Source organism: Candidatus Soleaferrea massiliensis AP7 (genome assembly GCF_000820765.1).
GTDB lineage: Bacteria > Bacillota > Clostridia > Oscillospirales > Ruminococcaceae > Soleaferrea > Soleaferrea massiliensis.
In genome coordinates, this window is the sequence record NZ_CCYH01000046.1 from 1 (window position 1) to 12,290 (window position 12,290).

9 protein-coding genes are annotated in these 12,290 nt (G+C 50.6%); 5 read left to right on the forward strand and 4 right to left on the reverse strand.

Annotated features, from left to right (window positions below):
- The first annotated feature begins 320 nt into the window (after positions 1 to 320).
- Together BN348_RS14100 and BN348_RS12185 are read left to right on the forward strand one after the other, a co-directional pair.
- Positions 321 to 494, forward strand: a complete 174-nt coding sequence (locus BN348_RS14100; protein ID WP_197068355.1) for a ribbon-helix-helix domain-containing protein — start codon at positions 321 to 323, stop codon at positions 492 to 494.
- A gap of 131 nt (positions 495 to 625) precedes the next feature.
- Positions 626 to 916 (forward strand): hypothetical protein, encoded by a 291-nt coding sequence (locus tag BN348_RS12185; RefSeq protein WP_040198311.1) that lies wholly within the window; start codon positions 626 to 628, stop codon positions 914 to 916.
- 164 nt (positions 917 to 1,080) lie between these two features.
- Here the strand turns inward: BN348_RS12185 and BN348_RS12190 are convergent, their stop codons facing one another.
- A complete protein-coding gene (locus BN348_RS12190; RefSeq protein ID WP_040198312.1) occupies positions 1,081 to 1,299 on the reverse strand; it encodes a hypothetical protein in 219 nt (72 codons plus the stop codon).
- 57 nt (positions 1,300 to 1,356) lie between these two features.
- Positions 1,357 to 2,454 (reverse strand): redox-regulated ATPase YchF, encoded by a 1,098-nt coding sequence (gene ychF, locus BN348_RS12195; RefSeq protein WP_040198317.1) that lies wholly within the window; start codon positions 2,452 to 2,454, stop codon positions 1,357 to 1,359.
- 414 nt (positions 2,455 to 2,868) lie between these two features.
- On the opposite strand from ychF, the gene BN348_RS12200 reads away from it, so the two are divergent.
- The 3 genes from BN348_RS12200 to BN348_RS13375 all read left to right on the forward strand — a co-directional run bounded on the left by BN348_RS12200 (position 2,869) and on the right by BN348_RS13375 (position 7,182).
- Positions 2,869 to 3,561: a response regulator transcription factor gene (locus tag BN348_RS12200; RefSeq protein ID WP_040198313.1), complete on the forward strand. Its 693-nt coding sequence runs from the start codon at positions 2,869 to 2,871 to the stop codon at positions 3,559 to 3,561.
- 166 nt (positions 3,562 to 3,727) lie between these two features.
- Positions 3,728 to 5,017, forward strand: a complete 1,290-nt coding sequence (locus BN348_RS12205) for a sensor histidine kinase (RefSeq protein WP_197068356.1) — start codon at positions 3,728 to 3,730, stop codon at positions 5,015 to 5,017.
- A 155-nt stretch (positions 5,018 to 5,172) separates the two neighbouring features.
- Positions 5,173 to 7,182 (forward strand): trypsin-like peptidase domain-containing protein, encoded by a 2,010-nt coding sequence (locus BN348_RS13375; protein WP_052446920.1) that lies wholly within the window; start codon positions 5,173 to 5,175, stop codon positions 7,180 to 7,182.
- A gap of 510 nt (positions 7,183 to 7,692) precedes the next feature.
- Here BN348_RS13375 and BN348_RS12215 read toward each other — a convergent pair.
- Together BN348_RS12215 and BN348_RS12220 are read right to left on the reverse strand one after the other, a co-directional pair.
- Positions 7,693 to 10,332, reverse strand: a complete 2,640-nt coding sequence (locus BN348_RS12215) for a cohesin domain-containing protein (RefSeq protein WP_040198315.1) — start codon at positions 10,330 to 10,332, stop codon at positions 7,693 to 7,695.
- A 537-nt stretch (positions 10,333 to 10,869) separates the two neighbouring features.
- Complete coding sequence (locus BN348_RS12220; RefSeq protein ID WP_040198316.1) at positions 10,870 to 11,943, reverse strand: 6-phosphofructokinase; 1,074 nt, start codon at positions 11,941 to 11,943, stop codon at positions 10,870 to 10,872.
- Positions 11,944 to 12,290: the final 347 nt, after the last annotated feature.

The following is a 12,290-nucleotide window of genomic DNA, read 5'->3' on the forward strand; positions in this document are numbered from 1 at the left end:
AGGGGATTTTCAAGGGGGCCATCTGGCTAGGAGCGGTACACTGCATGGCCCCCTTGAACGGCCTTTCTTGGTTACTTCTTTGGCCGGCAAAGAAGTAACGACCACATTGCTAAGTGTCACTTGGTAAACAAAGAAAAACCACTGCACTGCAGTGATAAAAGCCACACTGCTAAAGATCATCTGATAAACAAAAATATGCTACATAATGGGCATTTTCCGAGGAACTAAATGTCTAAAAAGATAATATTTTGTCGAAAAACATCTTGATTTTAGGTTGCCATTATTGTACAATATAGGTAACCCCCAAAAGGAGGTGCGATATGGGTGAAAAAAAGCGAGGTCGGCCGACAGACAATCCCAAGCGCCACCGTATCGCGGTCAAAATGGATGATGAAACCAAAGAAATCCTTGACCGATACTGCGCGGAAAAACAGGTCAACATGATGGAAGCCGCGCGGCGTGGGATTCGCAAGCTTAAGGAAGACCTCGACTAAAAAAACAGGAGAAACGCCCCTCGCAAAAGAAAGCGAATCTCCTAAACAACACTAGAGACGTTTCCGTCTCTGAATCCATTATAACAGAAACGGAAACATCTTTCAACGACAATTTGAAAGGAGCTTTCCAAATGGAAAACAAATTTGCAGAATACTTTTATCAGGCCGCGAGCGATTCCTGCCTTGCCTGCAGTGTCAGCAGACAACATTCCAGCGAAGAATTTCGCAATTTAAGAGATACCTCCATGCAGCTGTTCCAGGAAATCGAAAACAAACTCAGCGAAGCGGACCGCCAGAAGCTGTTTCGCCTTGAAGAGGTCGAAAACCATATGGACGCCATAGCGGAAAATTGGGTCTATCAGCAGGGCTACCGCGATTGCCTGTACTTACTGCAGTGGATGGGCTGCATCCATATGGATTAAGTGAAATTTTCCCGCTTACACCCTTGATTTTTGGTATCATATTTGATACAATGAAGACAGAAAAAAGAGCAACCGCCCACAAGGTGGGTTGACCTTTAGGAGTAGTAGAAAATTCCACCCTGCTAACCGGTCAAAGTTTTGAGGGTGGTTTTTTCTATATCAGCTCAGCGACAAAACATCAGGTTGATGAATGTCAGCAATGCCAATAGAAACATTCCGAAGGCCATCAGATCTTTAAAATCAAAATGCTTCATCCGCATCACCTCCATTCTATGTAGAATGAAGGTCAGCGCCACCCTGTAACACGGTTGCTCTTTTATTATTCTATCATATCCGCCTTTTTTCGACAAGGCTTTCCAGCAAAGTTTTCTATTTTTATCCATAGATACAAACAGGGCTTCCCAAATTGGGAAGCCCTTCTTATTATTCCTGATTCCGAATTATACATTGAAGCGGAACAGCACAATATCGCCGTCCTGCATGACATATTCCTTGCCTTCCAGCCGCACGAGACCCTTTTCCTTAGCGGCCGCCATGCTGCCGCAGGCCATCAGGTCGTCGAATGAAATGACCTCAGCGCGGATGAAGCCGCGTTCAAAGTCGGTATGGATCTTTCCAGCCGCCTGCGGCGCTTTTGTCCCCTTCTTGATCGTCCAGGCACGCACCTCCGGCTTTCCGGCGGTCAGATAGGAGATCAGTCCCAGCAGGGCGTAGCCCTCCTTGATCATGCGGTCCAGCCCGGATTCCTTCAGCCCAAGCTCCTCGAGGAAAATCTGCTTGTCCTCCTTCGACATGTCCGCGATGTCCTCTTCCAGCTTCGCGCAGATCGGCAGCACCGCCGAGCCCTCGGCCTTGGCGATTTCGCAGACCTTCTGGTAATGCCGGTTCTGATCGATCGAATTGATAAAGTCATCCTCGCTCATGTTCGCCGCGTAGATGATCGGCTTATCCGACAGCAGGCCGATCGAATCGAGCAGCTCCTTCTGCTCGTCGTCCTCGCATTCGAAGGCGCGGGCGTTTTTGCCCTCCTCAAGAAATGCCTTGAGCCTTTCGAGAAACTGCAACTCCAGCTGATACTTCTTGTCCGCCTTTGCCATCTTCGCGGTCTTGTCGATCCGTCTGGTCAGGATGTCGATATCCGAGAAGACCAGCTCGAGGTTGATCGTTTCAATATCCCTCGCCGGGCCGATTTCACCGTCGACATGGATGATCTCGCTGTCCTCAAAGCAGCGAACCACATGGATAATCGCATCCACCTCGCGGATATGGGACAAAAACTTGTTGCCGAGGCCCTCGCCCTTAGACGCGCCCTTGACCAGGCCCGCGATGTCCACAAACTCTATGATGGCCGGCGTCAGCTTGTCCGGGTCATGCATCTCAGCCAGCTTGTCCAGCCGCTCGTCCGGAACGGCGACCACGCCGACATTCGGTTCAATCGTACAGAATGGATAATTGGCCGCGCCGGCTCCCGCGTTGGTAATCGCGTTGAACAAGGTGCTCTTTCCGACATTCGGCAAACCCACAATTCCTAATTTCATACAGTACCACCATTTCTCCGCACAGAAAAAGATTTCATACGGCATCCGGACCTGATGCGGAAGGTTCGGACCTGCCCTTGGGACAGTGAAAGCCTATGGCCGTCTCCGGCTTTCCTGCGTCCATACAAAAAGACGGAAAAGCGTTCATTTTACGCGGTTTCGCCGCGCTGTGCAATTTTAGTATGAACTGCATATTTCCGCCTTAACTGACCTAATATATGTATTATACATGCAAAACGGCCGGCGGGCAAGAGGTGTTTACGTGAAATGCCCAAAAGATTAAAGAAATCTTAACCAATCCTGGTATCCGTAGGGTATAATGATACTAGGTAAGTATTCTATTTTTCAAAATTCACAAAAATACAAGCTATTTTATGATAAATGGAAGAACAACAGAAATTGGAGGTATACAATATGTCAATGGGTAAAATTCTAGTTGCGGATGACGACAGAAATATCAGCGAGCTGCTTCGTCTCTATCTTGAAAAAGAGGGTTACGATGTGGTGATCGCCAACGACGGCGCCCAGGCGATTGAAGAATTCAATCTGCACCTCCCCGATATGGTACTTCTGGATGTCATGATGCCGCGTTTGGACGGCTGGCAGGTTTGCCGTGAAATCAGGAAGAAATCCAATGTGCCGATTATTATGATCACAGCCAAAGGCGAGACCTTTGATAAAGTGCTTGGACTGGAGCTCGGCGCGGACGACTATGTCGTCAAGCCATTCGACGCAAAGGAGATCATCGCCCGCATCAAAGCGGTGCTCCGCCGTGTGGGACAGGTCCAGACCGAAAGCGACATCAAAGAGGTCCGTTACGATAAACTGGTGGTCAACATGACCAAATACGAGCTGCGCGTGGACGGCAAACAGGTTGACACGCCGCCGAAGGAACTCGAACTGCTGTACCATCTGGCCAGCAATCCGAACCGCGTATACACCAGGGATCAGCTGCTTGACGAGGTCTGGGGCTTCGAATACTACGGCGATTCCAGAACGGTTGACGTACATGTAAAACGACTCCGTGAGAAGCTTGAAGGCGTGTCCGATGAATGGACCCTCAAGACTGTCTGGGGCGTTGGCTACAAATTTGAGGTAAGAGAATAACATGCAAAAAAGCTTGTTTACTAAATATTTTGCGATCTGCTCAATCATTACGCTGGCAAGCTTAACGGTATTAGGGGCGATATTTTTAATATTCGCCTCTCAATATTTTACAGAAGAACGGTATACGCTGCTTTCGGAGAATGCATCCAAAGCGGCGTACACCTTTTTGAGGGATTATAGCCACGACCTGGAGGACTCCTCAAGCGGAACGCTGATGAGCACCTTCCGGATTCTTGGCAGCTCGGTGGATGCGGATATTTTTTTGGTCAACCTGAAGGGCAATGTCGTCAAATGTACAGAGGAAACCTGCGTACATAGCTCCTATGTCATTCCTGCAAAGATTCTCGATACCATTGAACAAGATGAAGAATATCATGAACTGGGCAACCTCGGCGGTATTTACAAGGGACAATACTATACGGTGGGCATTAAGGTTTCGGCTGCAAATGCGGAGACCATTTCGTATATCTTTGTCTCCTCATCCGCGGATGGTCTGTTCAGTTTTTTATTGGACCTTTTAAAAATGTTCGCTATCAGCTCTCTGGTTGTCATGATCTTCGTATTCTTCATCATATACATTGTTACGAGCCGGATGGTCCAGCCGCTTCGGCAGATGGCGGTTGCGGCCAAGCACTTCGGCAACGGGGACTTCTCGAGCCGCATCCCGGTCAAGGGGTATGATGAGATCGCGCAGCTTGCCGTGGCGTTCAACAATATGGCGTCCTCGCTCTCGGTCGTCGAATCGATGCGCCGAAGCTTCGTCGCGAACGTCTCGCATGAGCTGAAAACGCCGATGACGACCATTGCGGGCTTCATCGACGGCATTCTGGACGGAACCATCCCGCCGGAAAATCAGGAGAAGTATCTCAAGATCGTATCGGATGAGGTCAAGCGTCTGGCAAGGCTGGTGCGTTCGATGCTCAGCATCGCCAAGTTTGAATCCGGCGAAATGACGCTGGAACCCATGCCGGTCGACATCAGCGATGTCATCCTGAAGGCCGTATTCACCTTTGAACAGCGGCTGGAAGCCAAACACATCGATGTACGCGGGCTGGATGTCTCGAAGATCATGGTCATGGCGGACCGCGATCTGATTCACCAGGTGGTCTATAACCTGATTGAAAACGCTGTGAAGTTCACCAACGACGGCGGCTACATCGCGTTCAACTACATCGAGATGGACGACATCACCTACATCAGCATCAAAAATTCCGGCGCGGGCATCTCAAAAGAGGAGCTGCCGCACATCTTTGACCGGTTCTATAAATCGGACAAATCCCGCAGCCTGGACAAGACCGGCGTCGGTTTGGGACTGTACATCGTGCGTTCGATCATCAACCTGCATTCCGGCGACATCATTGTCCGCAGCATTGCGGGAGAATACACCGAATTTGTCTTCACGCTTCCCCACGCGCAAAAGAACAAAATCCACCAAGCCAAATTAAAGAAAAATTAAAACAAACTGGTCCGGGAATTTAGCCTGCGTTTATCCTATTTTCATATTTGAATCCTATAATGAATAGTAGCCTTTATGGTGCAACATGTATAAGAATATCTTTCCAAAGAATTTGGAACTTATATAATTCATGAAAATATCAGGGGGTATATGGGATGGATGATTTCAAGCATGATGTTGATCCGCTGAACGACGCAGATCAGGACCTCCCTTCCGCCGAGCCGTCCGGCACAGCAGACGGACCGGCGGCACAGAATGAACCCGCAGACGTATGGGAAACAGCGCAGGAAAGACAGGACGCGCAGTCGGACAGCAGTTCTGACGGATGGCGTTCATCGGAGGAGCATTCAGAGCCTGTCTCCGATTGGCCGCAGGCACAAAGCAACGAACCCATCACGCCGCAGAACACCGATGCCGGACAGGAACCTCAGGCGTTTTCTTCACATACACAACCCGGCTGGCAGCAGTCCGGACACGCTGCATCCGAGTTTCCGCAATCTGATTGGGACAGCGGACACACATCTGAAGCTCCGCAGTCTGGTTGGAATGACGGACGCGCACCAGAAGCCCCGCAGTCCGGCTGGGACAACGGGCACTCTTCCGAAAGCTGGACAGCTGGAAACGGTACACCGAACGGATACGCAGCGTCGTCCGGCGCTGCTGATTTTCGCAATCAACCTTCCGGCGGAGAATCCTATTCGGATTTTCACAGCTGGAACAGCCGTTCCGCGCATGGCGGATGGCAGCCGGGGACACAGTCAAATCCATTCGCAAGGCCCGGCGATCCTTCCAGCCAGCAGCAGTACTCCCAGCAGGAATACCGCTGGAACTACAATGAGTACGCGGATCAATCCAGCTACACGGCGGATGATGTGACCGGCACTGTTCCGGATATGGAGATGCAGTCTCCCAAAAAGAAAAAGCGCACCGGGTTGGCTGTTGCGGGCATTGTTCTCGGCGGTATCCTGGCTGTCGGCGTCTTTTCTCTGGCAGGCGTCGGCATCTACTCATTGGTTTCCGACAATTCGTTTGTCTCCCATTCCAGTTCTGGCAGCAGCGGAGGAAACGCCGATTATCCCGGTCTCACACTGGAGGGGAAACCCAGCGGCGGGAGCTCCTCAAGCAGCGCTGCATCGGGCGGAGAGCTTTCCACCGTGGAGATTGCGGAAAAGGTAAAGCCATCGGTGGTCGGCGTTGTACAGTACCGCAGGAGCGGCACACTGTCATCTTCGGGCGAGGGTTCCGGCATCATCATGTCGGAGGATGGATATATCGTAACCAATTCCCATGTTGTCTCAGGCGCTGACGGCATCAAGGTGGTGCTGGAAAACGGTGAGGAATACGAAGCAAAGCTCATTGGCGCAGATTCACAGACCGATATCGCGGTTATCAAAGTACAGGCCAGCAACCTGGCGGCGGCGACGTTTGGAGATTCCGCCGAACTGAAGGTTGGGGAATCGGTCGTTGCCATCGGCAATCCCGGCGGCCTAGAATTTGCGGGCAGTGTCACGAAAGGCATCGTCTCCGCACTGGACCGGCCGATCCGCAGCGAGGTCGGGTATACGATGAACTGCATCCAGACCGATGCGGCCATCAGCCCGGGCAACTCCGGCGGGCCTCTGGTCAACAGCTATGGTCAGGTCATCGGCATCAACTCCTCCAAAATAGCACAGACCGATTATGAAGGCATTGGCTTCGCGATCCCGATTGCACAGGCGAAACCGGTCATCGATGAGCTGATGAAGAACGGACGGGTGACCGGCCGTGTCAAACTGGGTATCACAATTCAGGAAATCGATTCTGTTGCCGCCGGCGTATACAATATGCCGTCCGGCATTCTGGTCATCAGTACGGAGGATGAATCCGACGTGGCCAAAAAAGGGGTTATTCCCGGTGATATCATCACCAAGGTGAATGGACAGAACGTATCATCGCTGGCCGATGTACGTGCGATTATCGGCGATGACAAGCCCGGGGATCTGATTGAGCTGACGGTATTCCGCCGCACCAATGGACAGGCCGACAAGACCTTCGAGGTCAGCGTTGCACTGATGGAGGATGACGGCACCAGCAGTTCCCCATCTCAAAATAATCAGCAGCAGTCCCCTTTTGGATCCGGTGAAGAATCCACGCCGGACTTCCAGTTCCCACAAAAAATCAATTAGTTTCTTACGATAAGCGCAATGCCGGTGAGCAAGAGAATAACTTCTCCGCTCACCGGCATTTTTTCTGTTTTTGCGCTGAACACACAATCCCTCATCAGATTCCAGATGATTTCTCATAGATTCTATGATCGGAACATATGGTACTGACCATGCTGCTTTGTATGCGCATATTCCATCGTCTTTCCATCGATTAAAACTGCAAAGGAATTATGGTCCTTATAATAAAAGTATAACTTTAGAAAACAATGTGCTCATGTCAATTTGTGTTATTCTATTCTCTCTGCTGTTTGATTTTCTCAATGGAATAAAATTATTAACTGCGTTTACTTACAGAAAAAAAGGGCTGTTTCTTTCGAAACAGCCCTTTTCCATTGGTTTAGAATGAAAATGTGGTTAATTCACATTATCCGGTTTTGTATCTAAATGAAAAACAAGGGAACGTCTTTCGACATTTTTGTTTCAGAAGATTGCTCTTCCGTCATTCGTAAGCAACCAAATCCTCTTCTGGGATTAGCCCTGGAGGATAAACATCTTGATAGCGAGCAGGTCAAGCACGCTGCCTTTGCCGTTGTTGTCAACGTCAAACGCTCTGCGCTGGAGCTGTTCCATGACATCCGTGTCATCCTCGTTGAGGAAGATGAGGGATTTACCCATGACCAGATCCACTGCGCCGATTGCGCCGTCGCCTGTGATATCGCCCTGCAGAACCACCTTAACGGTCTGGCCGTTGATGGTGACGTCTGCACCGGTTCCGAAGGTATCGCCGAATACGACATCGCCGAACGCCTCTTCGAGAGCGGCTTTCGCGTCGTCAGCACTCATCATCGGAATGACAACTGCCTGGACATCGTCCTGTCCTTTAACCGGGATATTCTCAAAGTTCAGTTCTCCATCCTTCGGAGCGTACTGAACAGAGATCTGAGAGCCTTCCACGACGACCGGCATGAAGATATAATCAAAAGCTTCTATATTCTCATAGGACATGCTGATGTTTGCAACATCGAAGTTAACAGGCACAAGACCTTCTTCACCTTCGATTTCCTTCGCAACCAATTTTACCTTAGCAAAATCGTTCGTCGGTACCGGTTCACCCTCAACGCCGCCGAGGATCATCACTCTGACGCCGCCGTCGATGCCGAAGATGTTTCCATTTTCAGGATCGTCGATAACGGCTTCGAATCTGTCGGTATCGAACAGCAGGTCAAACTGTACAGTTGTCAGGTCGTAGGAACCGATCGCCGCTTTGTCAACCGTCAGGGTCAGTTCAGCGGAATCGCCAGCCATGATAAACGCTTTGTCAAACGCAGAGGTAACTGCGACTGCATAGACGTCTTCAACATCTGCTGTGTTGAGGATATACATATCGCCACCGACTACTGTCGCGGCCAGAACTTCGCTGGTCTTGATGGCGGTGTCGCCCTTTGCGCCAACCTGTGTAAAGTTGATGGCAACCAGATCGTCAGCCTTCAGAGCGTTGAAGCTATTATCGACTCCGCCCTCTTCGCTTCCGACTGCCATGCAGACTACGTTCAGCGTGCCGTTTCCAAGGTCGTAAACTTCCAGACCTTCGGCATCGTTCAGCGCTTTGTAATCTTTGTAAGCGTATACGGAAGGATCATAGTTGACGATGAAGGAATAAGCTTCCATACCGAGGTTGTTGGTAGCTTCCATCAGGTTGGAACCGTAGTTGACGGTGATCACGTCCGGATAGCCAGCCATGGATACCGGCATGGATGCTTTAACTGCGAAGTCCGCCGGATCGGCAACGTTGATCGAAGCTGCGCTCTCGTTTCCAGCTACGTCGTAAGCTTTTACGTCATAAGTACCCGGGATCAGAACCAGAGTCTTCGATGCGCCGTCAACCTTTTCGCCGTTGATGGTCATGTAATCGAGATACGTATCTGCGGCGGAAACGGTGATTTCGTCGCCCAGACCATAGTCTTTGTCTTCAATGCCGCTGATGACCGGAGCAATGCTGTCGATCATGAACGCTGCGGTATTGAATGCGCTTTCAGCTTCCCACTCATTCCAGATGCTCAGATCTTCATTGACATAAGCTGCGACAGCTTCTGTAATGGAAAGGGTGGCCGCATTGGTTTCTGCTTTGCCCTCTAAAACTTTGAACTGGTAAGTACCGACATTGTTGCCCTGGAAATAGGTCCAGTCTTCCGGATTCTGTTCCAGCCAGCCTTCAGACAGTGCAACTTTGACAACACCGTTGCCGTCCGCATCGACCACTGCATTGGCTTCTACACCATTTGCTGCGGCTTCAGCGTCCACGCCGATGAACTCAAGCGCATCTGCATCGTAAGGAATTTCGAATCCAAAGGTCAGAATGCCGTCCGGAGACAGTTCGCTGAAGTTGGACAGGACGTTCAGGCTGACGGTATCACCAGCCTTGTAAGCGCTCTTGTCAATAGCAGGCTGCAGTTTCATCTCCGATGCTGTGCTCACTACACTGAACAGAACTTCAGATGCGTTGTCAGCTGCATCGGTTGCGGTCAGCTTGTACTGTCCAACTGCCAGATCGGCAATGGAGAACGCGCCGTCTACAACTTCTACATTCTCTGCGACTGCGCCTTCTTCCATCTTGGTGATGGTCAGGGTGTACGCGCTGTCGTCAGCTACATTACCGGAAACTACAGCGCCCAACTCATACTGAGAAGCAACGCCGCTGATGACCGGAGCCTCGGTGTCAATCTTTGCGGAAGCCGGAGTGGAAGTACCCATTACGTACTCAACGCCAGTAGCGCTTCCCGGTTCGCCATTGATCTGCGCGCCCAGGAAGCCGACTACTTTAAAGTTGACGTCTGCGACGCCTGCTTCGGCTTCTACAACAAAGCTGTAATCGCCCAGCACGGTTTCATTGGACACGTCCAGAGTTTCGCCTGCATAGAGAACCTGAACAAAGGTTCCCAGTTCGCCGGTTTCAGCAAAGAGCGCATCGTCTTCGCTGTCTACGACAACTTTCTTGGCCGAAAGCGCATCTACTTCCTTGTCTGTAAAATTCAGCTTGTCAGCGTCATATTTAATAAAGAAGCTGTACAGGTCGAAATTGACATTTGCCGGCAGGTTTTCAGGGGTGACTTCTACAGAAATAGCGTCGGCAGCTCCGTAGACGTCCTGTGCGTTTTTGAGCGAAGCTTTCACATCAATGGGATCACCTGCTGTTACATCAGCGGCGAAAGCGGACAATGAAAGTGATGAAGCTAGGATTGCTGTTGCTACAAACCCGGATAAAAGTTTTTTCATCTTCATTTATTCTTTCCTCCATTTTCTTTTTTTGTGTTGTGAAATAAATAAAGCCAAACCAATAAAACGAATAAAATTAACCTTGTCCCTTGCAAAATTCATTATAGCACATATTTTTAGACTTGTACATACCTATTTGACAAATTTGTATCTAAATAATAACAAATTCTCAGTAAAATCTGTGGAGTCTAACCGTGAATGATAAATTTTTTTGAGGACAGGGCCATCCCTTGGTTTTCACCTGCTATTATAGTATAAACGATGCAAAAATCCAAGCGATTCCATCAAAAAGATCAAAAAATCCATATAAAAGTTTTTTTACTTTTTTTGTTGATTCTGACGGACAAGAAATAAAGCCGTATTTTACACCTATAATTTCCCATCATTAAAAAACAGGCAGATATGATGCATCATATCTACCTGTTCCTATAAAATCTAGTCGCCGAACGAGATTCCCGCGCGCTTCGCGCACTTGATCAGACGGTGGTCGGCCGGCACCAGCTTGGTCTTTCCCGCGACCTCGGACAGCGGGTTCGCGACCACCTGATCATTGAGAAGCGCGACGCTGACGCCGTACTGCTCCTTTTCCACCAGCTCCGCCGCAAAGACGCCGAACTGGGTGGACAGCACCCGGTCATAGGCGGATGGGCTTCCGCCGCGCTGCAGATGCCCCGGCACCACCAGGCGCGATTCCATGCCGGTCGTATGGGCGATCGCATTCACGATGCGCTGGGAGATGGTGTGCTCGCCGTTCTCCTGGCGCAGGCGCAGACGCTCCTTCTTCTTTAAGGCGGCTTCCTTCTTGTCCATCGCGCCCTCCGCGACGGCGATGATCGAGAACGCCTTGCCGTCGTGCGCCCGCTTGACGACCGCTTCGATCACCTTGTCCATATCAAACGGCAGCTCCGGCAGCAGTATGATGTCCGAACCGCCGGCAATGCCCGCATAAAGGGTCAGCCAGCCGGCCTTGTTGCCCATCAGCTCCACGATCATGACCCTGCCGTGGCTGGCCGCCGTAGTGTGGATGCGGTCGATCGCTTCGGTCGCGATGTCCACCGCGGTGTGGAAGCCGAAGGTGACCTCGGTTCCCCAGATGTCATTGTCGATCGTCTTCGGCAGGCCAATGACGTTGAGCCCCTCCTCGGCGAGCAGATGCGCGGTCTTATGGGTGCCGTTGCCGCCCAGAATCAGCAGGCAGTCCAGCCCCATCTTTTTGTAGTTCTCCTTCATGTTGGCGACCTTGTCCACATCGTTCTCGATCACCTTCATCTTTTTGAAGGGCTGCCGGGAGGTTCCCAGGATTGTTCCGCCGATTGTCAGGATGCCTGAGAAATCCGACGGCTGCATCTCGCGGTACTCCCCATTGATCAGCCCGGAGTATCCGTCCACGATGCCGACGATCTCCACTTCGTTCATCCGCTGATAAGCCGCCTTTGCAACGCCCCGGATGACCGCGTTCAGTCCCGGGCAGTCTCCGCCGCTGGTTAAGATACCGATTCTGCGTTTCATATGACACACCATCCTCATTTTTATTGGAGCCGGCCCTGCGGCCGGTTCCGTAGTCCTGTAAATTTATTATATCCATTCTATCCATGGTTTGCAAGAAGTTTTAGCAAATCCCTATAGAAACCGGATACTTTTTTTACCGGGTTTCTTCCTTATATATAAGGGGCTTGACAGGGATAGAAGAGGATGCTCGCAGGCATCCCCTTTTATCTTTATGGAACGGGCTCTGAAAAAACCGGGGTTTTTATCTGCAAAGGATGTTCATCCCGATTCGCATCAGGTAAAGACGCCGGCATGGCGGGTGTTGTTCCACTGTAGTGCGGCGGTTTCACTTTGTTTGCCAAGACTCC